This is a genomic window from Streptococcus sp. FDAARGOS_522 (assembly GCF_003812445.1).
GTDB classification, from domain to species: Bacteria; Bacillota; Bacilli; order Lactobacillales; family Streptococcaceae; genus Streptococcus; species Streptococcus agalactiae.
On sequence record NZ_CP033808.1, the window covers coordinates 920,620 to 946,856 of the forward strand.

The 26,237-nt window shown below is 37.3% G+C and carries 21 protein-coding genes and 2 pseudogenes; 17 read left to right on the forward strand and 6 right to left on the reverse strand.

Annotated features, from left to right (window positions below; genetic code table 11):
• Positions 1 to 186: 186 nt before the first annotated feature.
• The 3 genes and pseudogenes from EGX70_RS04510 to EGX70_RS11095 form a co-directional block, all read right to left on the reverse strand.
• Positions 187 to 1,405 (reverse strand): annotated as a pseudogene (locus tag EGX70_RS04510) (amidohydrolase).
• 312 nt (positions 1,406 to 1,717) lie between these two features.
• The gene (locus tag EGX70_RS11265; protein ID WP_301182246.1) at positions 1,718 to 2,770 is read right to left on the reverse strand and encodes a Rib/alpha-like domain-containing protein; all 1,053 of its coding nucleotides are present in this window, start codon (positions 2,768 to 2,770) and stop codon (positions 1,718 to 1,720) included.
• Entirely contained in the window at positions 2,767 to 7,956 is a 5,190-nt protein-coding gene (locus tag EGX70_RS11095; RefSeq protein ID WP_301182247.1) for a Rib/alpha-like domain-containing protein, read from the reverse strand. Before EGX70_RS11095 ends, EGX70_RS11265 begins: the two co-directional genes overlap by 4 nt.
• 169 nt (positions 7,957 to 8,125) lie before the next feature.
• On the opposite strand from EGX70_RS11095, the gene EGX70_RS04525 reads away from it, so the two are divergent.
• From EGX70_RS04525 to EGX70_RS04545, 4 genes are all read left to right on the forward strand, one after another.
• Positions 8,126 to 8,656 (forward strand): TetR/AcrR family transcriptional regulator, encoded by a 531-nt coding sequence (locus EGX70_RS04525; RefSeq protein WP_000445922.1) that lies wholly within the window; start codon positions 8,126 to 8,128, stop codon positions 8,654 to 8,656.
• 626 nt (positions 8,657 to 9,282) lie between these two features.
• Positions 9,283 to 9,597: a YdcP family protein gene (locus EGX70_RS04535; protein ID WP_000420682.1), complete on the forward strand. Its 315-nt coding sequence runs from the start codon at positions 9,283 to 9,285 to the stop codon at positions 9,595 to 9,597.
• Positions 9,598 to 9,612: 15 nt separating this feature from the next.
• Complete coding sequence (locus tag EGX70_RS04540; protein WP_000985015.1) at positions 9,613 to 9,999, forward strand: YdcP family protein; 387 nt, start codon at positions 9,613 to 9,615, stop codon at positions 9,997 to 9,999.
• Positions 10,000 to 10,027: 28 nt separating this feature from the next.
• Positions 10,028 to 11,413: an FtsK/SpoIIIE domain-containing protein gene (locus tag EGX70_RS04545; protein ID WP_000813488.1), complete on the forward strand. Its 1,386-nt coding sequence runs from the start codon at positions 10,028 to 10,030 to the stop codon at positions 11,411 to 11,413.
• Between the two features lie 295 nt (positions 11,414 to 11,708).
• Here the strand turns inward: EGX70_RS04545 and lsa(C) are convergent, their stop codons facing one another.
• The 3 genes and pseudogenes from lsa(C) to EGX70_RS04565 form a co-directional block, all read right to left on the reverse strand.
• Positions 11,709 to 13,187 carry an ABC-F type ribosomal protection protein Lsa(C) gene (gene lsa(C), locus EGX70_RS04555; RefSeq protein WP_075227096.1) on the reverse strand — a complete coding sequence of 493 codons (1,479 nt, stop codon included), beginning with the start codon at positions 13,185 to 13,187 and terminating at the stop codon, positions 11,709 to 11,711.
• A 147-nt stretch (positions 13,188 to 13,334) separates the two neighbouring features.
• Positions 13,335 to 13,511 (reverse strand): annotated as a pseudogene (locus tag EGX70_RS04560) (conjugal transfer protein); the annotation flags it as partial.
• Positions 13,512 to 13,614: 103 nt separating this feature from the next.
• The gene (locus EGX70_RS04565; RefSeq protein ID WP_075227095.1) at positions 13,615 to 13,914 is read right to left on the reverse strand and encodes a helix-turn-helix transcriptional regulator; all 300 of its coding nucleotides are present in this window, start codon (positions 13,912 to 13,914) and stop codon (positions 13,615 to 13,617) included.
• A gap of 248 nt (positions 13,915 to 14,162) precedes the next feature.
• Here EGX70_RS04565 and EGX70_RS04570 point away from each other — a divergent pair, with 248 nt between their 5' ends.
• From EGX70_RS04570 to EGX70_RS04630, 13 genes are all read left to right on the forward strand, one after another.
• The gene (locus EGX70_RS04570; RefSeq protein WP_075227094.1) at positions 14,163 to 14,366 is read left to right on the forward strand and encodes a hypothetical protein; all 204 of its coding nucleotides are present in this window, start codon (positions 14,163 to 14,165) and stop codon (positions 14,364 to 14,366) included.
• 206 nt (positions 14,367 to 14,572) lie between these two features.
• Positions 14,573 to 15,565 carry a hypothetical protein gene (locus EGX70_RS04575; RefSeq protein ID WP_000799122.1) on the forward strand — a complete coding sequence of 331 codons (993 nt, stop codon included), beginning with the start codon at positions 14,573 to 14,575 and terminating at the stop codon, positions 15,563 to 15,565.
• Positions 15,562 to 15,765 (forward strand): DUF3173 family protein, encoded by a 204-nt coding sequence (locus tag EGX70_RS04580; protein WP_000998327.1) that lies wholly within the window; start codon positions 15,562 to 15,564, stop codon positions 15,763 to 15,765. The genes EGX70_RS04575 and EGX70_RS04580 overlap by 4 nt, the downstream gene beginning before the upstream one ends.
• Positions 15,752 to 16,891 (forward strand): site-specific integrase, encoded by a 1,140-nt coding sequence (locus EGX70_RS04585; protein ID WP_000047856.1) that lies wholly within the window; start codon positions 15,752 to 15,754, stop codon positions 16,889 to 16,891. The genes EGX70_RS04580 and EGX70_RS04585 overlap by 14 nt, the downstream gene beginning before the upstream one ends.
• Positions 16,892 to 16,969: 78 nt before the next feature.
• A complete protein-coding gene (locus EGX70_RS04590) occupies positions 16,970 to 17,089 on the forward strand; it encodes a conjugal transfer protein (protein WP_079261586.1) in 120 nt (39 codons plus the stop codon).
• Positions 17,090 to 17,111: 22 nt separating this feature from the next.
• Entirely contained in the window at positions 17,112 to 18,317 is a 1,206-nt protein-coding gene (gene mobT / locus EGX70_RS04595; RefSeq protein ID WP_000398284.1) for a MobT family relaxase, read from the forward strand.
• A gap of 42 nt (positions 18,318 to 18,359) precedes the next feature.
• Entirely contained in the window at positions 18,360 to 18,581 is a 222-nt protein-coding gene (locus EGX70_RS04600; protein WP_001009056.1) for a hypothetical protein, read from the forward strand.
• Between the two features lie 116 nt (positions 18,582 to 18,697).
• A complete protein-coding gene (locus tag EGX70_RS04605; protein WP_000342539.1) occupies positions 18,698 to 19,195 on the forward strand; it encodes an antirestriction protein ArdA in 498 nt (165 codons plus the stop codon).
• Between the two features lie 88 nt (positions 19,196 to 19,283).
• Positions 19,284 to 19,676: a conjugal transfer protein gene (locus tag EGX70_RS04610; RefSeq protein WP_000723888.1), complete on the forward strand. Its 393-nt coding sequence runs from the start codon at positions 19,284 to 19,286 to the stop codon at positions 19,674 to 19,676.
• Complete coding sequence (locus EGX70_RS04615; protein ID WP_000331160.1) at positions 19,660 to 22,107, forward strand: ATP-binding protein; 2,448 nt, start codon at positions 19,660 to 19,662, stop codon at positions 22,105 to 22,107. Before EGX70_RS04610 ends, EGX70_RS04615 begins: the two co-directional genes overlap by 17 nt.
• A 2-nt stretch (positions 22,108 to 22,109) precedes the next feature.
• Positions 22,110 to 24,287 (forward strand): CD3337/EF1877 family mobilome membrane protein, encoded by a 2,178-nt coding sequence (locus EGX70_RS04620; protein ID WP_000804748.1) that lies wholly within the window; start codon positions 22,110 to 22,112, stop codon positions 24,285 to 24,287.
• Positions 24,284 to 25,285, forward strand: coding sequence for a lysozyme family protein (locus EGX70_RS04625; protein ID WP_000769868.1), 1,002 nt, complete (start codon positions 24,284 to 24,286; stop codon positions 25,283 to 25,285). The genes EGX70_RS04620 and EGX70_RS04625 overlap by 4 nt, the downstream gene beginning before the upstream one ends.
• Complete coding sequence (locus EGX70_RS04630) at positions 25,282 to 26,214, forward strand: conjugal transfer protein (protein WP_001224318.1); 933 nt, start codon at positions 25,282 to 25,284, stop codon at positions 26,212 to 26,214. Before EGX70_RS04625 ends, EGX70_RS04630 begins: the two co-directional genes overlap by 4 nt.
• Positions 26,215 to 26,237: the final 23 nt, after the last annotated feature.

Below are 26,237 nucleotides of genomic sequence, written 5' to 3' on the forward strand. Positions count from 1 at the left end.
CTTTTAATGATTGTTTGATCATTAGAGCAAGCTCTATTTATGTTATTACTTATAATATGATGGAGAAATAGAGGAAAGAATATATATCTTGTTATCGAGTACTTACTTATCCAAAAGACTGTCAAAGCCAATTCAGACTTTGGAGATTTTAGTATACCTTGCTTTTACTTAATATGTAATTATTCTCTATTTGCCAAGATACCGTAAAATAGCCACAACTGCAGCTTCAGTACCAGTTGTTAAGGTCGGTTGAATAGCTGGTGCAAACTTAGAATTATGGTTTGAATAAATCTCTTGTTCTTTCGTGAAACCTCCGAATCCCCAATAAAGATAAGGGATTCCCAATGCTCTAGGAATATATGAAAAATCTTCCGAAGCAGTCATTGGATGGTAGGCAGAAACCCTATCTATCCTCACCTAAATATTTCTGAAATGCTTCCGTGACTTCCTTGGTTATCTGGGGGTCATTATCTGTTAGGGGATACTCATCGTAAGTTTCTACTTTGGGGTCAATTATGCAACCACCTACTTCACATTCTGATTTAACAATACGTTTAATACTATCAATTACTTGTTTTTGAATCTGTTCATCGTAAGCTCTAATATTCAATAATAATATTGCTTTGTCAGGAATAATATTCGCTTTAAAACCAGATTGAAAAGAACCAACAGATACAACAGCAAATTTAAATAGATTTACTTCTCTTGAAACTATTGTTTGTAGTTTTATTACAATATCACATGCTATAATAATAGGATCAATACTTAAATGTGGCATTGAACTATGAGCACCTTTTCCATACACAGTAATCTTTAATGAAGTGGCACTCGATAAAAAGGGCCCTGCTAGCGTACCTACTTTACCTGAAATGGGTTCAGTTAAAACATGTTGTGATAAAGCTAAGTCTGGATGAGGTATCTTTTCAAAAAGTCCATCTTTTATCATAGATTTAGCCCCTGCAGCTATTTCTTCACCTGGTTGAAACAAAGCAATATAAGTTCCTTGCCACTCCGATAAATGATTAGCCAAAGCCCAAGCTGCCCCTAAGCCAGCTACAATATGAACATCATGACCACAGGCATGCATCACAGGTACTGTCTTACCATCTAAGTCTTTCATGACTACTTTAGAAGCATATTCCAATCCTGTTTCTTCTTTTACAGGCAGAGCATCCATATCCGCCCTAAATAGTACTTTAGGACCATCTCCATTTTCTAAAATACCAACAACGCCTCCTCCAATTCGTAGAGTTTGGTAACCATAAGACAGCAAGGTTTTATAAATAAATTGACTAGTATTTTTCTCTTGCATTGATAATTCGGGATGGCTATGAAAATATTTGTAAGTTTCCTCTTGCCACTCTTTAATCATTATCAAGGACTCAAGCACACTTTGAACTGACATTAAATTACCTCCAAAATTAACTTTCTACGTGCCATTATACGCGACGAAGATTATAAAAACAATTCTTTTAAATATTTGCTATATTTTAAACTTATTAGATGCTTACCAAATATTTCTAGAATACTTACCCTTTATTGTTTAACATACAAAATCAAAAATCTATCGAGATTCATAATCTCGATAGACTTTTTCAAGAATTAATCTCGAAAAATTGAAACACTTTAGTTAATTAAGTTGGAGAGAGAGATAACTTTGTTAAAGTGCTCACACCAATAAATGGCGAAAAGTTTAATGACATTTTAGGTCAAACGATTAATCCTCTTTTTTCTTTAAAATAGATAGTAAACCAACTGAAGCTATAATTGTCAAAGCAGCAATGTTAAAGAATGGGTTCTCATCCTCACCTGTTGTAGGCAATTTATTTCCTCTATCTTTATTATTTGCGATACTTGATAAAGCTTGTGTTTGGTCTTTAGCCTTAGGTTCGTTCTTATCAGCGTCTGTACTTGGATCTACGACTTTAACAGTCACATCAACAGTATCTGTTGAACCATCTGGGTACGTCACGACAACTTTACCTGGCTTGTCACCTGCTGTTGTGGTATCAATTGGTGTTTCAAACTCTACTTTAGTTCCATCTGGTAAATCTTTCAAGTTTTCAATTGAATCTTCTGCCTTAGGTGTTTCCCCAATGTTAACTGTTTGGTCTTTAGCCTTAGGTTCGTTCTTATCAGCGTCTGTACTTGGATCTACGACTTTAACAGTCACATCAACAGTATCTGTTGAACCATCTGGGTACGTCACGACAACTTTACCTGGCTTGTCACCTGCTGTTGTGGTATCAATTGGTGTTTCAAACTCTACTTTAGTTCCATCTGGTAAATCTTTCAAGTTTTCAATTGAATCTTCTGCCTTAGGTGTTTCCCCAATGTTAACTGTTTGGTCTTTAACCTTAGGTTCGTTCTTATCAGCGTCTGTACTTGGATCTACGACTTTAACAGTCACATCAACAGTATCTGTTGAACCATCTGGGTACGTCACGACAACTTTACCTGGCTTGTCACCTGCTGTTGTGGTATCAATTGGTGTTTCAAACTCTACTTTAGTTCCATCTGGTAAATCTTTCAAGTTTTCAATTGAATCTTCTGCCTTAGGTGTTTCCCCAATGTTAACTGTTTGGTCTTTAGCCTTAGGTTCGTTCTTATCAGCGTCTGTACTTGGATCTACGACTTTAACAGTCACATCAACAGTATCTGTTGAACCATCTGGGTACGTCACGACAACTTTACCTGGCTTGTCACCTGCTGTTGTGGTATCAATTGGTGTTTCAAACTCTACTTTAGTTCCATCTGGTAAATCTTTCAAGTTTCAATTGAATCTTCTGCCTTAGGTGTTTCCCCAATGTTAACTGTTTGGTCTTTAGCCTTAGGTTCGTTCTTATCAGCGTCTGTACTTGGATCTACGACTTTAACAGTCACATCAACAGTATCTGTTGAACCATCTGGGTACGTCACGACAACTTTACCTGGCTTGTCACCTGCTGTTGTGGTATCAATTGGTGTTTCAAACTCTACTTTAGTTCCATCTGGTAAATCTTTCAAGTTTTCAATTGAATCTTCTGCCTTAGGTGTTTCCCCAATGTTAACTGTTTGGTCTTTAACCTTAGGTTCGTTCTTATCAGCGTCTGTACTTGGATCTACGACTTTAACAGTCACATCAACAGTATCTGTTGAACCATCTGGGTACGTCACGACAACTTTACCTGGCTTGTCACCTGCTGTTGTGGTATCAATTGGTGTTTCAAACTCTAATTTAGTTCCATCTGGTAAATCTTTCAAGTTTTCAATTGAATCTTCTGCCTTAGGTGTTTCCCCAATGTTAACTGTTTGGTCTTTAGCCTTAGGTTCGTTCTTATCAGCGTCTGTACTTGGATCTACGACTTTAACAGTCACATCAACAGTATCTGTTGAACCATCTGGGTACGTCACGACAACTTTACCTGGCTTGTCACCTGCTGTTGTGGTATCAATTGGTGTTTCAAACTCTACTTTAGTTCCATCTGGTAAATCTTTCAAGTTTTCAATTGAATCTTCTGCCTTAGGTGTTTCCCCAATGTTAACTGTTTGGTCTTTAACCTTAGGTTCGTTCTTATCAGCGTCTGTACTTGGATCTACGACTTTAACAGTCACATCAACAGTATCTGTTGAACCATCTGGGTACGTCACGACAACTTTACCTGGCTTGTCACCTGCTGTTGTGGTATCAATTGGTGTTTCAAACTCTACTTTAGTTCCATCTGGTAAATCTTTCAAGTTTTCAATTGAATCTTCTGCCTTAGGTGTTTCCCCAATGTTAACTGTTTGGTCTTTAGCCTTAGGTTCGTTCTTATCAGCGTCTGTACTTGGATCTACGACTTTAACAGTCACATCAACAGTATCTGTTGAACCATCTGGGTACGTCACGACAACTTTACCTGGCTTGTCACCTGCTGTTGTGGTATCAATTGGTGTTTCAAACTCTACTTTAGTTCCATCTGGTAAATCTTTCAAGTTTTCAATTGAATCTTCTGCCTTAGGTGTTTCCCCAATGTTAACTGTTTGGTCTTTAACCTTAGGTTCGTTCTTATCAGCGTCTGTACTTGGATCTACGACTTTAACAGTCACATCAACAGTATCTGTTGAACCATCTGGGTACGTCACGACAACTTTACCTGGCTTGTCACCTGCTGTTGTGGTATCAATTGGTGTTTCAAACTCTACTTTAGTTCCATCTGGTAAATCTTTCAAGTTTTCAATTGAATCTTCTGCCTTAGGTGTTTCCCCAATGTTAACTGTTTGGTCTTTAGCCTTAGGTTCGTTCTTATCAGCGTCTGTTAATTTCTTAACTGTAAACTTGAACTCTTCTGTAACTGGTTTGCCGTCAACACCCATAACTGGTTTACCATCTTTACCAAGAACAGCCACAGTAACCGTTGATTCACCTTCTTTTGTTGGTATCCCAGTGATTTGGCCTGTTGCTGGATCGTAAGTAACGCCATCTGGAAGACCAGTAACAGTAACTGAACCATCTGTTGGCACTTTGTCAACTTTCACAGTAACTGGTGTAATGGCTTCTCCGACAGTACCTGTTTGATCATCAAGTGGTGTGATAACAGAAGCTGCTGAATTTGGATCTTTAGAGTTTGTTCCGTCAATCTTTTCAGTATCGTCTGGAATACCGTCGCCATCATCGTCCGTATCTGTCACATCTGGCATACCATCACCATCCGTATCACGCTGAACAGTGATTGTAAATGTTTTTTCAACCGTACCTGTTCCATCAGTCACTTTAACAGTTACTGGGAAGTCACGTGTTTCTTCAGTATCTTTCCAGTCTGCTAACTTATCTGGTGTACCAGTGATTTGACATGTTGCTGAGTCATAAGTTAAACCGTCTGGAAGACCAGAAACTTCAACCTTAGCATTCCTATCATCGCTTGTTACCGTAACAGGAATCGGAGCGATTGGTTGACCTTCTGTAACAATTACATTGTCAACCGCTACGGCTGTCTTAGTGGCTGTTTTAGGGTTTTTATCATCCACATCTGGAATACCATCGCCATCATCATCTGGATCAGTAACGTCTGGTGTACCATTTTCATCAGTATCCAATTGGAATTTAGCTATTACTTTATCTTCTGATTTATCTGGATAAGTGACAATTACTGGTACCTCAATTTCTTCTGCTGTTGTACCGTCTGATTTTTCTGGAGCTGTTACAGTCACTGTTCCAGTAGCTTTATCAATGTCAACTTTATATCCGTCTGGTACTTTAAAGTTTTCATCAATCTTATACTCTGTACCATTTGGTGCTGTTTTACCTTCGCCGTAGCTTGGAGTTGATTCTGCTGGTTTCCCTGGAACGACCATTGTATCTTTGTATGAAGGGGCATTCTTTTCCGCTTCAGATTCTTTGATGGTTACTGTAACATCAACTTCGTCTGTTGTTCCATCTGGATAAGTGACAACAACCGGTACTTTAAATTCCCCTTTGGTCATACCATCCGGAATCACTGCACCCTCTTTAACCTTCATTGTAGGTTGGTCTTTAACTTCTTTAGGATAATCAGTTGTTACTTTTGATGTGATTTCATCAGTTGATGGTGCTTGACCAAATGGTTTTTCTAATTTTCCACCTGTCGCTGTGTATGTTGTTGTTGCATCATCTTTAACGTTTACAGTAGCAAAAGTATAAGCTTTGGAACCACCCGGATAAGTTACTTCTACTGGTACTACATATGTGCCTTTCTTAGTAAGAGCTTCCCCTTTTACAACAACTACTCCAGTTGTAGGGTCAATCGTTACCATATTTGGGTCAACAGACATTGCTCCCTCAGGATAAGAGGTTTTAACCGAATCTGGAACTTGACCTGCAACAGTTGTGAATTTTGTTCCTTCCGGTGGCGTTGTATCATTGCCATCTTTGTCTTTAAAGATTGGTTTAGCTGGCTCAGAATCCTTAGCTACAACACCATCTACTGGTTTATACTCGATAAATACAGCAATAAAGGAATCTAATGCTAAAGCGTTACCTAAGCTCTTTGTATTTTGACCTTGTTCAAATAGACCTAATGTAAAGTTTGTTGTCTTAGTGATATCATTTGGTACTGTAAACTTCTCAGGTGTCGCTGTTCCTTCAACGCTTGACTGAATAGTTTGAGGTTCACCTATTGCAACACCATCTCTGAACCATTGCACTTGGTATTCACGTGTTGGCAACAATCCGCCTACTGTTGAATTGGTAACATTACCAGAGACTGCTACCTTATTCGTAGTATCATAATCAACAATATCAAGCATTGGTTGAGGTGCTAAAATAGCAAAGTTCAAGCTGGTAATATTAGTTCCAGACCCCGCAACTACATTTGTAAATAGATTATTCGGATTACCAAACATAGCTTTAGGAAAAGCCGGACTCCAAATATTATAATTAGATAAAATAGGAGATACATATAGGTAGTTCTCATTAATGTGTCTATGTTTTTGACCAATGGTACCATTCCACTTAAGAAGACTACTATTATCTACATCTTCATCTCTAACAACCTTGCCGAATTCTTCGTCTGTAATTGTATGAGAAACTTTTAAACCACTGTTTGCTTTATAAGCACTAACACCATACAATCCCTTAAAAGGAATAGAGTAATTTCCATTTTTATCAACTGTCGTTATGACTGTCTCCGCAATATGAGAACCAACCCCATGTTGGGCCTGGTATTCTGTAAAGACTCTTTCTTGTTCAGCCTTAAAGTCTTCAATAGTATATCCTGGATGGTCTTTTTTCCACTGATCAAGTAAGCGAGTTACTTCATCATTTAAATAAGAAGCAGCTACTTTCACACCATTTGCTGGAACATCATTACCATCTTTTATCCATTGATTAGCAAGCGTCCCAGCAGAATCTCCATTATCAAACCAAGCTAAACCATTTACTCTACCATAGATTCCCCTGTCATGCCATGTACCATCTGCGGTACTAGGAATTTGCGACTCAGCTTCTGGTTTCTTCAACCAGTCTTTAGTTAATTTCTTTTCTTGTAAAATAACTTGAGAATTGACAATCCTATTGACTCCCGCAGTAAAATCCCAAGATTCATTTTTACGGTTAGTACGAGTATGGAAACCATAAATCTTATCCCCTGCTTGAATAATATCATACTTACTAGAATCAGGATTTTCAATCCAGGTTCTTACTGCGAAATTAGCATCTCCTGCTAATTGAAAATGATGTTCTTCACCGTTAGGATCAACTTCCGATTTAGATAAGTCAAACGCAAAGGTTCCATCCGCCAATGTAGTAGTATAGTAAACTTTTGAAACATAGCCTTTTCCGTTTACCCACTGCAAGTAAACTTTAACACCAGCTAGTGGAATATCATCTGAAGCTTGCCCATCAATGCTACCACCATTATCTATCCAAGCTTTACCTGAATAAGTTTGTTTAGCTGAGGAATCTCCGGGGCTATATATCGCATCTTTTTGTACTCTCTTCTGAAGCTCTTCAGACACTTCGCTGACACTATTTTTGTCAACATTAGCTTTTTCAACTGCACTATCTACAGAACGTGTTGTAATTGCAGGAGATACAATTACATTTTTTTCACTGGCTGTCTCTTCTAAAACAGCAACTTTATCTGTATCTTTTGATGAACTATTAGGATCTATGTTGGCACTAGACTCAGGAACCGTACCTCCAACATCAGTATTGACATTTTCTGTGTAATCTGCCAATGCTTCGACTTCTGATTCGGTTGTTTTGTCTACTGACGCTATTGCATCTGTCGCTAATTCTGATTTTGCTGGTTTTACTTCATCTACTATCCCTGCTGATGCAGATTGTTTAAGCTCAATACCTGTAGATGTTGTCTCATCAGCTAGAACAGTTGTCCCAGCCATTCCTAGAAATGTCAATCCAACCAGTACCGATGCTGCACCAAATTTAAATTTCTTAATCGAAAAGCGCTGTTTCGTATGTGCGACATCATAATTTCTTTGCTTATACTTCCTAAGCATAATTTCTCTCCTTTTCAAAAGTAAAATTAGATTAACTAGTAGAAGTTATCTTTCACATTTTACTTTTTTAAAGGTTTTAGTAGTTTACATTATCTTGATAAATGTGAACTATTATTTGAATTTGTATTGTATAATCACATTCGATAAGATTTATAAAGGTGATAATACGTTGGAGAGTTCAGATAACACTAATTTAAAATTTTTAAAGGCTTTCTCTGAATTATTAGAAACGAAAAGCTTTGAACAAATTACAGTTAGCGATTTAGCAAAAAAAGCTCAACTTAGTAGAAGAGCTTTCTATAATCATTTCAATTCAAAAGAAGACTTCCTTAGGGAGTCTATTTTAATAATCTTTGATGATATCACAAAAATTTTAAATAATGATTTATTATATGAAGAAGTAATCCTAAAGGAAATGCTTAGCTACATGTATACAAACAAAGAAATTATTAAGTCCTTTGTTTGTTTTTTTCCAAATATTGACAACATAATTAAAGACTATATCAAAGGAATGATTATACATTCCGATATACCAGACTTAGAGAAACAACTCGAAACAGCATATCAAATTCCATATTCTTTCGCTCTTGATATTTATATCTCAACAATTGAAAGTATCATTTTAAATTGGATAGATAATAATTTTACTGAAAGTCCTGAAAAAATAGCAAAATATATCACATCTGTCGTGAGAATTTAACATTTATAAAAGTTAGAAAAATAAAACTAATACTTCATTTCCTCATCTAATACTTTATAAGGGAGCGTAAAATACACTGTGGAGTTAGCCCAATCCATTATTGATACTTACCAGCCTGAAAGTGTAGAAGATATGCAAAATGCTTTAAAGCATATAGTGTTTATTTGTAAACAGTAGAAAATTAATTTCCTACTTACACACTCCACTTGACAATCCCCTTTATAAAGAAAAAGACGATAGTTTTTCTCCTATCGCCTTTTGTGACCATTTTTATGAAATTTTTTAAAGTTAAAAATAGCATAAAAATCTAGTTATCCGCATAAAAACTGGACTTATCACACTTTATCAAGGTCAAAACCACTCAATTTACTACTAATTTACTACTTATGAATGAGCTTTGATACGACGATTTATCCTTGAAAAGTGAAGATATAAAGATACTTCCAATAAAATTTGAATATTTAATAGGTAGACACTTCAAAAAATGAGGTGTCTATTTTTTTACCCGATTTTGAAAGGAAGTGAACTTATGAAAACAAAAAATCAAGAATCAAAAGGTCGTTCCCCACTCTTTAAGACCATCAAACATTCATTCAGCCAATAAAAAAGAAAGGATAGGTAAAAATATGGAACTTAAATTTGTGATTCCCAACATGGAAAAAACATTCGGCAATTTAGAATTTGCTGGCGAGGATAAAGTCGTTCAGCGAAGAATCAACGGACGGCTAACTGTCTTATCAAGAAGCTATAATCTCTATTCTGATGTTCAAAGAGCAGATGATATTGTGGTGGTGCTTCCTGCTGAAGCTGGCGAAAAACATTTCGGCTTTGAGGAACGTGTGAAGTTAGTCAATCCACGTATTACCGCAGAGGGCTACAAAATCGGCACTCGTGGTTTTACAAATTACCTTTTACATGCTGACGACATGATAAAAGAATAAAGAAAGAGAGGAAAAATGATGAGATTAGCAAATGGCATTGTATTAGATAAAGACACGACTTTTGGAGAATTGAAATTCTCTGCTCTACGTCGTGAAGTGAGAATCCAAAATGAAGACGGGTCGGTTTCAGATGAAATCAAGGAACGTACCTATGACTTAAAATCCAAAGGACAAGGACGCATGATTCAAGTAAGTATTCCTGCCAGCGTGCCTTTGAAAGAGTTTGATTATAACGCACGGGTGGAACTTATCAATCCCATTGCGGACACCGTTGCTACTGCCACCTATCAAGGAGCAGATGTTGACTGGTATATCAAGGCAGACGATATTGTGCTGACAAAGGATTCTAGTTCATTCAAAGCTCAACCACAAGCAAAGAAAGAACCGACACAAGACAAATAGTCGCTAGGTAGAAAGGAGACTTTTTCGCATGAAACAGCGTGGTAAAAGGATTCGCCCATCTGGTAAAGATTTAGTCTTTCATTTTACGATAGCGTCACTCCTGCCTGTTTTCCTGCTGGTTGTCGGACTGTTTCATGTGAAGACAATCCAGCAGATCAACTGGCAGGATTTTAACCTATCACAAGCAGATAAGATTGACATTCCCTATTTAATTATCAGTTTCAGTGTCGCAATTCTTATCTGCTTGCTGGTAGCGTTTGTATTCAAACGGGTTCGCTATGATACGGTTAAACAACTTTACCACCGTCAAAAACTGGCAAAGATGATACTTGAAAACAAGTGGTATGAATCTGAACAGGTCAAAACAGAGGGTTTCTTTAAAGATAGTGCTGGTCGTACAAAGGAAAAGATAACCTACTTCCCTAAAATGTATTATCGACTTAAAAATGGCTTGATACAGATACGGGTGGAAATCACGCTGGGAAAATATCAAGACCAACTCTTACACTTGGAAAAGAAATTAGAGAGTGGCTTGTACTGTGAGCTGACGGATAAAGAGTTAAAGGATTCCTATGTGGAATATACTTTGCTCTATGACACCATAGCCAGTCGTATTTCTATTGATGAAGTAGAAGCTAAAGATGGTAAACTTCGCTTAATGAAAAACGTATGGTGGGAATATGATAAGCTCCCTCATATGTTGATTGCTGGTGGTACAGGTGGCGGTAAAACTTACTTTATACTGACACTGATTGAAGCCTTGCTTCATACAGATTCAAAACTGTATATTCTTGACCCGAAAAATGCTGATCTTGCGGACTTAGGTTCTGTGATGGCAAATGTCTACTATAGAAAAGAAGACTTGCTTTCTTGCATTGAAACATTCTATGAAGAAATGATGAAACGTAGTGAGGAAATGAAGCAGATGAAGAACTATAAGACTGGCAAAAATTATGCTTACTTAGGTCTCCCGGCACACTTCTTAATCTTTGATGAATACGTCGCTTTCATGGAAATGCTGGGAACAAAAGAAAACACCGCAGTTATGAATAAGCTGAAACAGATTGTCATGTTAGGTCGTCAAGCTGGCTTCTTTCTAATACTGGCTTGTCAACGTCCAGACGCAAAATATTTAGGCGACGGAATCCGTGATCAGTTTAATTTCAGAGTGGCTTTAGGTCGTATGTCTGAAATGGGCTATGGCATGATGTTTGGCAGTGACGTACAAAAGGATTTCTTCTTAAAGCGAATCAAAGGTCGTGGCTATGTTGATGTAGGAACAAGTGTCATATCAGAGTTTTATACTCCCCTTGTACCAAAAGGATATGATTTCTTGGAGGAAATTAAAAAGTTATCCAACAGCAGACAGTCCACGCAGGCGACGTGCGAAGCGGAAGTCGCAGGTGTGGACTGATCTTGCTGGCTGGTGTGGCAATAGCCACGCCAGCACTTAACCCCCCGTATCTAATTCCGAGAAACTATTTGAAATAAAAAAGAATGCTGATAAATCAACATTCTCTAACTGTATTTTTTTTATGAAGATATTAACTTTTGTCTGTTTAGCTACCAAAAGGCTACCAATAAATTTGAATTATTTTTAATATGATTTTTAGTAATATACATTATTACTGAGTTTCAATCTTTTTAACAATAGCATAAGGTTATTGTTAAAAAGGTTTACCTCGACAAACTAAAAGATATTATTTAGTTTATAATCGTATTATTTTATTCGCTATATCTTCTACAAACCTCTTATCGTGTTCCACAAATATGAGTGTAGGATTTGCTTCTTTTATAATTTCCTCAATCTGTATTCTTGATATTACATCTAAATAATTCAGTGGTTCGTCCCAAATAAATATATGAGCTGGCTTTGACAAACTTACAGCAATTAAAACTTTCTTTTTTTGTCCATCGCTATAGTTCTTCATATCTATTTCAAATAATTCTCTTGCAAAATCTAATTTTCTAAGAATTGTTTTGCACAATGTTTCATCAACACCTTGCTTATGAATATACTCGTTTAGGCTACCTGTTAAATTGGATGTATCTTGAGGAACATATGATATTTTTAAATTACTTGCTAATTTTACATCACCTGAATACTCGTGATTTAGACCTAATAAAATTTTAATCAAGGTTGATTTTCCGCTACCATTACCCCCATATATAGCCACTATATCACCTTGCTTTATATCAAAACTTATATTACTTAATATCTGCTTTTTTCCATAATATGATGATAAATCGCAAACTGATATTAGAGGATTTTTGTGGTGATGTAACGGATGCAATAATAGACTTTCCTTTGTTTCAATATCTTTTAGTAAATTCTGTTTTTCTTCTATTGCCTTATTTTGTCTATTCTCCAAATTCTTAGATTTTTTCATCATCTTAGCTGACTGATGACCTATATGCCCCTTGTCTGGTTTTACACCTGATACTTTCACGCCGTTTTTAGTATTTTCAACTTTATCAGACCAAATTTGACTTTGTCTTGCAGCTTCTTTTAATCGTTTAATATCTTTTCTTAATTTCTCATTTTGACTAATCTCAAATTGGTCTTTCATCAATTTATTTTCATACCACGATGTAAAATTTCCTGATTGGACATCAATAGAATTCCTGTTAATAGAAATAATATGATTGATACAACCATCTAAAAAATCTCTATCATGTGATATAAGCAAAAAACCTTTTTTATTTTTCAGATATTCACTGACAATTTTTCTTCCGTCCATATCTAAATGGTTTGTTGGTTCATCTATAAGTAAAAAACCATCTTCTCTTGTAAACAAAATAGCTAAAAGGATTTTTGTTTGTTCTCCTTTAGAAAGCGTTTCAAACTTTCTGTAAATAAGACTCTCATCTACCTTTAGCAAATGAAGTTCTCTAAATAATTTCCATTCTTCCTCATCTGATATTAGTTCTCTATATAACTCAATCCCTAATTTTGAAGTATCACTTAAATTGGGTGGGAATTTAATAAAGTCAACACTTTTGCTGATTTTCCCCTTATAAACTTCTTGGTTTAGAAGCAGCTTAAATAGTGTTGATTTCCCAATTCCGTTTCTTCCTATTAGTCCTGTTTTCCAGTTCGTATCAAATGAAAATGATACATTTTCAAATACAGGTTTTACATAGCCATAATATGAGAAAGTAAGGTTTTCAATTTTAATTGTTGACATAAAAACACCCCCTCAAATTCAGATTTGAGTATTTCTTTTTCTAAACTCAAAATATATTCTTTCAATTAGACTCACCTCCTAACAAAATTCTAATTTGTTCTATTATACCAAATTTACTCCTGTCACATAAAGCTAAACAGAAAAATATTACAATCTTGTAATTACTGTATTTCTATTAAGCTTAACTTTGCCTTTTCTCTTGATATAGTCTTCAATATCAAACACATTCTTTTTATCAAAATCTTCAAGTAACTTATAATTCTTGTGCTTTGTAATATCGAACTTATCCGACAAAAATGGTCTGACGCCTCAAAGCTGGAAGATATCTTGCCTCTCGTTTCCTCTATTTTCCCAGCATTTAATAAATGCTTTAGCTTGCTTTTTTTGTTCCCGGCTATTATTCACTTTGTGCTCCCCAACTACCACATTATTTTGATTTATTTAATAAATCCTTTAAAGTGTTAATAATTTTGTTTTTATCTGTTTCTGTCAATTCATACTCTCTCAATAAACTAACAATTTCTTCTAGTCCGTCATCACGTCCTTTTAAAATCTCAAAAGATGTACCAAATATTTCAGCTAATTTTTCTACTGTTTCATCTTTCGGATTTCTCCCTCCGTTTTCCCACCTAGCGTACTGGGCTTGAGCTACACCTAACTTTTCAGCAACTTCTAATTGAGTAAGTCCTGCTTCTAGTCGGGCTTTTTTTATATTGTCTTTTAACATTTTAAAATCCCTTTCGTTTTTCTATTGACTTATAACCAAAATGGTTGTATTATGCTTATATATCCAAAATGGTTATATAAAAACAAAGCATACAAAATAAGTGATACTAGTTAACTTTATGAGTATGCAAAAACACCCCAGAAAGCTCTGCAAAGCGTTCTGAGGCTTTCGTTTTAAACCAATACAATTATACCAAAATGGTAATAAATAGTCCATAAGAAGCGAAATATGGCTAGATTGAGGATGTTATGACATCTATACAATTGGTATTTCCAATCAATAAAATGAACAATACTCATTCTTTTTATTCGCCTAGTTTAGAAGAATATATTCAAGTAAATGATAATGAATTTGAAGATATTAGAAGTGAAGAAATTGAGCTTCGAGCACTTGAACTGCTCTCGACTTTTCTAGACAAGTACTTTAGCTATTTTTTAAACCAATTAAATTGAAGGTTGGGAGGCAAGTGCGAGGGCGCAGGCCGAAGGCAAAGCGCCCGAAGCATGAAGTACTTCCAACCTTCAATTTAAAAGCTGGCGTTTCTAACAGCCAGCAAACCGATACACTTAAGACAACGTCCTAAGTAACGAGTCATTGGCAAAAATCAATAGTAGCAACGAATTACGCAGATTTTAAGTATAGAAAGGAGGCGTTACAGTTGAAAAATACCATTCAATCTCTACGAGAATATCAAAGTCAAGTAGATTTATCAAAACTAGAAAAATCTATTTATATCAGCATTGACAGATTAACAGTAATCTTTGATAGTGAGAACCAATCACTTAGACGAATATTTCGTGAATTACGAAAATCACTCGATAATATAATTCAAGAATTTAGTATTCAAGAAAATCTAAGAGAAGACTATTTTACTCTTTATAAAATGATAAACGAAGATAGTATAAATCTAATTTTCTTTCAACTATCGGATTATGGTGGTTATCAAGTCATACGCCTAGACTTCAACCCAAACTCACTAAAAGAATTTGAGGGGTTACAAGTGTGGAGGCAGATTATGAATTACGCTCGATTAAATCGATTAGAAATTAGACTGTCACGATTAGATCTTGCTTTTGATATCTTTAATAGGCCAGAAATAGTTTTTTTACAACATATCAAAGGAGGGGTTAGTCATAAAATATTCTACGGTAGAGGGGGAAATATAGAAAGTAAATACTGGGGTGCAAGTGGTAGCAACGTTCAAGTACGTTTGTACGATAAGAATATAGAGGTATTAAGTCACAAAAGAGATGATAAATTAAAAATAGAAAGCAAGCCCTTTTGGTGGCGGTTAGAGTTCCAACTTCGGACAAAGGCTATAAACGAAGAAACCATTTCAGAGATTTCTAAACGATTGGAGAATTTTAGCTTTTTTAGTCTTTCAAGTGTTCCAGATGATAGCAAAGCATTTGCTTATATCTTTCTCCATGAACCTGCACTCTTACCCGAATTATTCCCCTATCTGAAACCTAACACTATTAGAGTTAAAAAGACTAGGCTTAGAAAACATTTAAAAGCATTTGATAGTAGCTCATTTTCTTTAGAGCTACAAGATGCACTTAAAGAACAAACCCCACGATTAAATAATGAACTCAAACAATTAATAGGAGAATTCCTAGAACTTACTAGTAAAGGAGAAATTGATTTATGAACGATAAATTAACTATGACAGTACAAGAAATTATGGACTTAGGTTTTTCAAAATGGACTGCTTATAATATTTTACGGCAAGCAAAACATATTATGGTCGAGCGTGGTTTCGATTTCTATAACAATAAAGGACTTGGAACTGTTCCAGTATCAGTTGTAGCAGAGATACTTGGATTGGAGGAACTCCATGTCAAAAACTAGATATACCGGTGTTACGAAAGATGATAAGACTGGCAAATATACTTATTATTTTAAAGCTGGAGTTGACCTAGCTACTGGTAAACCTTATCAAGAACGTAGACGTGGTTTTCAAACCGCAAAAGAAGCCTTTGAAGCACGTACAAGAGCATTGAACAAGGTACAACAAAAAGGAGGAATTAAGCATACTCAATGGACTTTTAAGCAGTTTATGGAAGAAGTTTTTATGCCAAATTATTACGCTACAACAAGTCCGGATCTCGAACACAGACGTCAAGTTATATTCGATGAATTTATTCAATACTTTGGTAAGAAAAAACCTAGAGAAATTACTACTTATGATGTGATTAATTATAGAAACGGTTTATTAGAGAGATATTCAAATTCATATGCAAGAAACAAGATGACTTTGCTTAATCAAGTTTTGAAAACTGCAAAAAAATATGGATTGATTTTTCATGAAATTCCCACAAGTAATATCAGTCCAATTCCAATCATAAAAAAACATATAGATTTTTGGACAAAAGACGAGTTCCAAAAAGTAATACAATGTCTTGATAAAAAGAGTTATTTTGAGCACTTTGTTTATACGCTTTTTTGGCTTTATTATTTTACAGGAATGCGTGTAAATGAGGCGACTGCTCTTTATTGGGAAGATGTAGATTTTGAAAAGAAAACTCTAGCAATCAATCACAACTTACAGTATATAAACCGTGAAAATTGGGTTCGGCGTAACAAACTAAAAACTGAAAGCTCCAGACGAACCATTGGCCTTGATGATAATACTCTAAACGTACTTAAAGAATGGAAAGAACGACAAGCAAAAGTTGACAAGATACCATTCATTCTATCACTTGATGGAAATCCATATCGTAAACGTAGTATTAGAGACCAGATTCTAAAATATTCTAAACGAGCAGGAGTTAAATACATTCAACCAAAAGGTTTAAGACACTCCCATGCGTCATTACTTATTAATGAATATAATGTAAATGCTCTATATATTCAAAGACGATTAGGTCATTCTGATGTCAAAACTACACTTAGCATTTATAGTCATTTATACCCAAACGCTGATTCCGAATTAACAGATAAACTCAATCTGATATCAAGTGATTTTATCGACTAAATCTCTTTGGCTACCAAATTAGCTACCAAAAAAGGAAATACACCTCAAAAAGCCTCATTTTAAAGGGCTTTTTTTCATATTTTCCCACTATTTCTAACAGGGGGGTACAAATCGACAGGAAACAGTCAAAAAAACATTAGAAAATCCTTTGGTTACAAGGGATTTACAAAATTTCAGCGTATGTCAAATGGGCTTTAAAAGTTGACATACGCCTTTTTGATTGGAGGGATTTTTACTGAATGAACAAACTTGGTTACAGCATTTAAAAGAAAAACGCTTGGCTTATGGACTATCTCAAAACCGTTTAGCTGTTGCGACTGGTATTACAAGGCAGTATCTAAGCGATATTGAAACAGGAAAAGTCAAGCCATCAGAGGATTTACAGCAGTCCCTTTGGGAAGCTCTGGAACGCTTCAATCCCGACGCTCCCCTTGAAATGCTGTTTGATTATGTAAGAATTCGCTTTCCGACAACAGACGTACAGCAGGTGGTCGAAAACATCTTACAACTGAAACTGTCCTATTTTCTTCATGAGGACTATGGTTTCTATTCTTATTCAGAGCATTATGCTTTAGGCGACATATTCGTCCTTTGCTCCCATGAACTGGACAAAGGAGTTCTGGTGGAATTGAAAGGTCGTGGGTGCAGACAATTTGAAAGCTATCTTCTGGCACAACAAAGAAGCTGGTATGAGTTCTTTATGGACGTTTTGGTGGCTGGCGGTGTGATGAAACGCCTTGACCTTGCCATTAACGATAAGACAGGGATTTTAAATATCCCTGTACTCACTGAAAAGTGCCAACAGGAAGAATGTATCTCCGTCTTCCGCAGTTTTAAAAGCTATCGCAGTGGCGAACTGGTACGCAAAGAGGAAAAGGAATGTATGGGAAACACCCTCTATATCGGTTCATTACAAAGTGAAGTTTATTTCTGTATCTATGAAAAGGACTACGAGCAGTACAAGAAAAATGATATTCCCATTGAAGACGCAGAAGTAAAAAACCGTTTTGAGATTCGATTGAAAAATGAGCGTGCCTATTATGCAGTCCGTGATTTACTCGTCTATGACAATCCAGAGCATACCGCCTTTAAAATTATCAATCGGTATATCCGTTTTGTAGATAAAGACGATTCCAAACCTCGTTCTGATTGGAAACTGAATGAAGAATGGGCTTGGTTTATTGGGAACAATCGTGAACGATTAAAACTAACCACAAAACCAGAGCCTTACTCCTTCCAAAGGACGCTGAACTGGCTATCTCATCAAGTTGCCCCGACCTTAAAGGTTGCGATTAAACTTGATGAAATCAACCAGACGCAGGTTGTAAAAGACATTCTCGACCATGCGAAACTGACAGACCGACACAAGCAGATTTTGAAGCAACAGTCAGTAAAAGAACAGGACGTGATAACAACAAAAAAATAACTCAAATACAAATTCATTGAATATAGAGAGGAGAACATTTTTATGAATTTTGGACAAAACCTTTATAACTGGTTTCTATCAAACGCTCAATCACTGGTGCTTTTAGCAATCGTTGTGATTGGCTTGTATCTTGGCTTCAAGCGTGAGTTTAGCAAACTGATTGGCTTTTTAATTATTGCGATTATTGCGGTTGGCTTAGTCTTCAACGCTGCTGGAGTAAAAGACATTTTACTAGAGCTATTCAATCGCATTATTGGTGCTTAAATAAAACCGTTCTTTTGTGGAATATAAGTGGTTTTCTTATGTTCCGCAAAGGAATGGTACACCAAACGAAGTGCGGTAGGGATTTTTGAATCTCTACAAAGAAAGGACGTGAATATATGGACGATATGCAAGTCTATATTGCGAATTTAGGCAAATACAATGAGGGCGAATTGGTCGGTGCGTGGTTTACCTTTCCCATTGACTTTGAGGAAGTCAAAGAGAAAATCGGCTTGAATGATGAATATGAGGAATACGCCATTCATGACTACGAGTTACCCTTTACGGTTGACGAATACACTTCCATTGGCGAACTCAATCGACTATGGGAAATGGTATCGGAATTACCCGAAGAATTACAATCGGAGCTATCTGCTCTGCTCACTCATTTTTCAAGCATTGAAGAACTAAGCGAACATCAAGAGGATATTATCATTCATTCCGATTGTGATGATATGTATGACGTGGCACGCTACTACATTGAAGAAACGGGTGCTTTAGGCGAAGTACCAGCTAGTCTTCAAAACTATATTGATTATCAAGCCTATGGTCGGGATTTAGACCTTTCAGGAACGTTTATCTCAACCAATCATGGGATTTTTGAAATCGTCTATTAAATCTGTCGGTACATTACTACTGGCAGATTTTCTATTTTACGGGGTGGCTCAATCAGCTACCCCTATTTTTTATGAAAGGATTGATTACATGAAGAAAATACGAAGCTATACCAGTATCTGGTCTGTGGAAAAGGTACTGTATTCTATCAATGATTTTAGACTTCCGTTTCCCATAACCTTTACGCAAATGACATGGTTTGTCGTGTCACTCTTTGCAGTGATGATACTTGGCAACTTGCCCCCTCTTTCCATGATAGAGGGAGCATTTCTCAAATACTTTGGGATTCCTGTGGCTTTCACATGGTTTATGTCTACAAAAACTTTTGATGGTAAAAAGCCTTATGGATTTTTGAAGTCTGTCATTGCTTATGCACTGCGACCAAAGCTGACCTATGCAGGAAAAAAAGTAACGCTTGGCAGAAACCAGCCACAAGAAGCCATTACAGCAGTTAGGAGTGAATTTTATGGCATATCCAATTAAATACATTGAAAACAATCTCGTCTGGAATAAAGACGGGGAATGTTATGCTTACTATGAGCTTGTTCCTTACAATTACTCATTTCTAAGTCCAGAACAGAAAATACAAGTGCATGATTCTTTCAGACAGCTTATCGCACAAAATCGTGATGGCAAAATTCATGCTTTACAAATCAGTACAGAATCCAGCATACGTTCTGCACAAGAGCGTTCCAAAAATGAAGTCACTGGCAAGCTCAAAGCGGTTGCCTATGACAAAATCGACCAACAGACAGACGCTTTAATATCCATGATTGGCGAAAATCAAGTGAACTACCGTTTCTTTATCGGCTTTAAGTTGCTTCTCAACGATCAGGAGTTTTCTATGAAAAGTCTTACCGTTGAAGCAAAAAATGCTTTGTCTGATTTTGTCTATGATGTGAACCATAAGCTGATGGGCGATTTTGTTAGTATGAGTAATGATGAAATCCTGCGTTTTCAGAAGATGGAAAAGCTCTTAGAAAATAAAATCTCTCGTCGTTTCAAAATCCGCAGGTTAGATAAGGACGACTTCGGCTATCTGATTGAACACCTTTACGGACAGACAGGCACTGCCTATGAAGAGTATGAGTACCATCTATCAAAGAAAAAGCTGGATAATGAAACGCTGATTAAATACTATGACTTGATTAAGCCTACTCGCTGTTTGGTGGAAGAAAAACAGCGATATTTGAAAATCCAGCAGGAAGATGAAACCGTCTATGTAGCTTACTTTACCATTAACAGCATTGTCGGAGAACTGGACTTCCCGTCCTCTGAAATCTTCTACTACCAGCAACAGCAATTTACATTCCCGATTGATACGTCAATGAATGTGGAAATTGTAGCGAATCGTAAAGCCCTATCTACTGTCCGCAATAAAAAGAAAGAACTGAAAGACTTGGATAACCACGCTTGGCAAAGTGATAATGAAACCAGCTCCAATGTGGCGGAAGCTCTGGAAAGTGTGAATGAGCTGGAAACCAATTTAGACCAAAGCAAGGAATCTATGTACAAGCTGTCTTATGTGGTAAGGGTATCAGCAAATGATCTTGACGAACTCAAACGTCGTTGTAATGAAGTGAAAGATTTTTATGACGATTTAAGCGTAAAACTGGTACGACCATTTGGGGATATGCTCGGCTTACATGAAGAATTTTTACCTGCCAGCAAGCGTTATATGAATGATTATATTCAATACGTGACCTCTGATTTCCTCGCTGGTTTAGGTTTTGGTGCTACTCAAATGCTGGGGGAAAATGAGGGGATTTATGTTGGCTACAGCTTAGATACTGGACGCAATGTCTATCTGAAACCTGCTCTTGCCAGTCAAGGGGTTAAGGGTTCAGTAACCAATGCGTTAGCGTCGGCTTTTGTTGGTTCGCTGGGTGGTGGTAAATCCTTTGCGAATAACCTTATCGTCTATTATGCGGTGCTTTATGGGGCACAAGCAGTGATTGTAGACCCAAAAGCAGAACGTGGCAGATGGAAAGAAACCTTGCCAGAGATTTCCCATGAAATCAATATCGTCACTCTGACTTCTGATGAGAAAAACAAAGGCTTACTTGACCCTTATGTGATTATGAAAAATCCCAAAGATTCTGAATCACTGGCTATTGATATTCTGACATTCCTTACGGGGATTTCCTCTCGTGATGGGGAACGCTTCCCAATCCTTAGAAAAGCCATTCGTGCAGTAACCAATAGTGAAGTACGAGGGTTGATGAAAGTGATTGAGGAATTACGGGTTGAGAATACGCCACTAAGTACCAGTATAGCCGACCATATCGAAAGTTTTACAGACTATGACTTTGCACATTTATTATTCAGTAATGGTTATGTGGAGCAGTCTATCAGCTTAGAAAAACAACTGAACATTATACAGGTTGCGGACTTGGTACTTCCCGACAAGGAAACTTCCTTTGAGGAATATACCACTATGGAGCTTTTATCCGTTGCTATGCTGATTGTCATTAGTACCTTTGCTTTAGACTTTATCCATACAGACCGAAGCATTTTCAAGATTGTAGATTTAGACGAAGCATGGAGCTTTTTACAGGTAGCACAAGGAAAAACACTATCTATGAAGCTGGTTCGGGCTGGTCGTGCTATGAACGCTGGGGTATATTTCGTGACCCAAAATACAGACGACCTCTTAGATGAAAAACTGAAAAATAACCTCGGCTTAAAATTTGCATTTCGTTCCACTGACCTTAACGAGATTAAAAAGACCTTAGCCTTTTTTGGTGTAGACCCAGAGGACGAAAACAATCAGAAGCGATTGCGTGATTTGGAAAACGGGCAATGCCTTATCAGTGATTTATATGGTCGTGTCGGTGTGATACAGTTCCACCCTGTATTTGAAGAACTGCTCCATGCCTTTGATACCAGACCACCTGTGCGAAAAGAGGTGTAAATGTGAAACCATCAATAGTAAACAGAATAAAATCAAACTGGACGCTGAAACGTCTAGGTAAAGTGGCAATGACAGTGGCTTTCACACTTGTGATTGCCATTTTTCTTTTAGCCATGCTGGGAACGGTGGTTCAAGCTGCGGGCTTGGTAGATGATACGGTCAATGTGGCAAATGAATACAGCCGATACCCACTTGAAAACTATCAACTGGATTTTTATGTGGATAATAGCTGGGGCTGGCTTCCGTGGAACTGGTCGGACGGGATTGGAAAACAGGTCATGTATGGACTATATGCCATTACCAATTTTATTTGGACAATCAGTTTGTATGTTTCCAATGCGACAGGTTACTTAGTACAGGAAGCCTATTCCTTAGACTTCATTTCCGCTACAGCAGATTCCATTGGTAAGAATATGCAGACCTTAGCTGGTGTGAGTGCAAACGGATTTTCAACAGAGGGTTTCTATGTTGGATTCCTCTTACTCTTGATTTTGGTTCTTGGGGTTTATGTTGCCTATACGGGACTGATAAAGAGAGAAACCACAAAGGCAATTCATGCCATTATGAATTTTGTGCTGGTGTTTATCCTATCGGCTTCCTTTATTGCCTACGCTCCCGACTACATTAAAAAAATCAATGACTTTTCATCAGACATCAGTAATGCCAGTTTATCACTTGGCACGAAGATTGTCATGCCCCATTCCGATAGTCAAGGCAAGGACAGCGTGGACTTAATCAGAGATAGCCTGTTTTCCATACAGGTTCAGCAACCGTGGCTACTGCTTCAATACAACAGTTCAGACATTGAAAGTATCGGTATTGACCGTGTGGAAAGCCTGCTCTCCACCAGCCCAGATTCCAACAATGGCGAAGACAGAGAAAAAATTGTTGCGGAAGAAATTGAAGACAGAAGCAATACCAATCTAACCATTACAAAGACCATTAACCGTTTAGGTACAGTCTTCTTCCTATTTGTCTTCAATATTGGGATTTCCATATTTGTATTCCTATTAACAGGAATCATGATTTTCTCGCAGGTACTTTTTATCATCTATGCTATGTTTCTGCCTGTGAGCTTTATTTTAAGCATGATTCCATCATTTGATGGTATGTCAAAACGAGCCATAACAAAGCTCTTTAATACCATTTTGACACGAGCTGGAATCACATTGATTATTACGACAGCATTTAGTATTTCAACCATGCTCTATACCTTATCGGCTGGTTATCCGTTCTTTTTGATTGCTTTTCTACAGATTGTGACCTTTGCAGGAATCTACTTCAAGCTGGGCGATTTAATGAGTATGTTTTCTCTACAGAGTAACGATTCTCAAAGTGTGGGAAGTCGTGTGATGAGAAAACCTCGTATGCTTATGCACGCTCACATGCACCGTCTACAGCGGAAACTTGGACGTTCCATGACTACTCTAGGGGCTGGGTCTGCCATTGTTACAGGTAAAAAAGGACAGTCGGGTTCGGGGAGTTCTGCAAGGACACAAGCAGATCACTCCCGACCAGACGGAAAGGAAAAATCAACACTTGGAAAACGTATCGGTCAAACCATCGGTACAGTAGCTGATACCAAAGACAGAATGGTAGACACTGCTAGTGGTTTGAAAGAACAGGTTAAAGATTTGCCGACCAATGCAAGATATGCAGTATATCAAGGAAAATCCAAAGTAAAAGAGAATGTCCGTGATTTAACCAGTAGTATTTCTCAAACCAAAGCGGACAGAGCCAGTGGACGCAAGGAACAGCAGGAACAAAGGCGAAAAACCATTGCGAAGCGTCGCTCTGAAATGGAACAGGTCAAACAGAAAAAACAGCCTGCTTCTTCTGTTCATGAAAGACCGACTACAAGACAAGAACAATATCATGATGAACAGACCTCAAAACAGTCTAATATTCAGACTTCATATAAGGAATCTCAACAAGCCAAACAAGAGCGTCCAGCAGTTAAGTCCGATTTTTCAAGTCCAAAAGTGGAACGCCAAGGCAATACCGTTCAAGAAAAAACCGTTCAAAAGCCAGCAACTTCAACCACTACAGCAGATAGAACTTCACAACGTCCAATCACAAAAGAACGTCCGTCTACTGTTCAAAGAGTACCACTACAAAATACAAGAAGTAGACCACCAATCAAAACCGCCACCATTAAGAAAGTCGGTAAGAAACCATGAAGTTGAAAACTTTAGTGATTGGTGGTTCTGGATTATTCTTGATGGTCTTCTCACTGCTTCTGTTTGTTGCCATTTTATTTTCAGATGAACAGGACAGCGGAATTTCCAATATTCATTATGGAGGTGTGAATGTTTCCGCAGAAGTGCTGGCTCATAAGCCTATGGTAGAAAAATATGCCAAAGAATATGGCGTTGAAGAATATGTCAACATACTTCTTGCGATTATACAGGTGGAATCGGGCGGTACTGCGGAAGATGTTATGCAGTCCTCGGAATCCCTCGGTCTTCCACCTAATTCATTGAGTACAGAAGAATCCATTAAGCAAGGTGTGAAGTATTTCAGTGAATTATTAGCCAGTAGCGAAAGGCTCAGTGTAGATTTAGAATCGGTTATCCAGTCCTACAATTATGGTGGTGGTTTCTTAGGGTATGTGGCTAATCGTGGAAATAAATATACCTTTGAACTGGCTCAAAGTTTCTCAAAAGAGTATTCAGGTGGCGAAAAAGTGTCTTACCCCAATCCCATAGCCATACCTATCAATGGGGGCTGGCGATACAACTATGGCAATATGTTTTATGTGCAACTGGTAACGCAGTATCTTGTCACAACAGAGTTTGATGATGATACGGTACAAGCCATCATGGACGAAGCACTGAAATATGAGGGCTGGCGATACGTTTACGGTGGAGCTTCCCCGACTACTTCTTTTGATTGTAGCGGACTGACACAATGGACGTATGGAAAAGCTGGAATTAACTTACCACGAACCGCACAACAGCAATATGATGTGACCCAGCATATCCCACTATCGGAAGCACAAGCTGGCGATTTGGTTTTCTTTCATTCTACCTATAACGCTGGCTCTTATATTACTCATGTTGGGATATACCTTGGCAATAACCGTATGTTTCATGCAGGCGACCCAATCGGTTATGCCGACTTAACAAGCCCCTACTGGCAACAGCATTTAGTGGGAGCAGGACGAATCAAACAATGAGAAAGGAAGATTTAATGATGAAATTTAGAAAAAATCAGAATAAAGAAAAACAGATACCAAAGGAAAAGAAACCTCGTGTCTATAAGGTCAATCCTCATAAAAAGGTTGTGATTGCCTTGTGGGTACTTTTAGGGCTTAGTTTCAGCTTTGCGATATTCAAGCACTTTACAGCTATAGATACTCATACTATTCACGAAACAACTATCATAGAAAAGGAATACGTTGATACTCATCATGTAGAAAATTTTGTAGAGAACTTTGCGAAAGTCTACTATTCATGGGAGCAATCCGATAAGTCCATTGATAATCGAATGGAAAGTCTAAAAGGCTATCTGACAGATGAACTTCAAGCTCTCAATGTTGATACAGTACGCAAAGATATTCCTGTATCGTCTTCTGTAAGAGGATTTCAGATATGGACGGTAGAGCCAACTGGCGACAATGAGTTTAATGTAACCTACAGTGTAGACCAGCTCATTACAGAGGGAGAAAATACAAAGACCGTCCACTCTGCTTATATAGTGAGTGTCTATGTAGATGGTTCTGGAAATATGGTACTGGTTAAGAATCCGACCATTACCAACATACCTAAGAAATCAAGTTATAAACCAAAAGCCATTGAAAGTGAGGGGACGGTTGATTCCATTACAACCAATGAAATCAATGAGTTTTTAACGACGTTCTTCAAGCTCTATCCTACAGCGACAGCCAGTGAACTTTCCTACTATGTGAATGACGGGATATTAAAACCAATCGGAAAAGAGTACATCTTTCAAGAACTGGTAAATCCTATTCACAATCGTAAGGATAATCAAGTCACGGTATCGCTGACAGTGGAGTATATCGACCAGCAGACCAAAGCAACGCAGGTATCTCAATTTGATTTGGTACTTGAAAAGAACGGGAGTAATTGGAAGATTATAGAATAACAAATATTGGTACATTATTACAG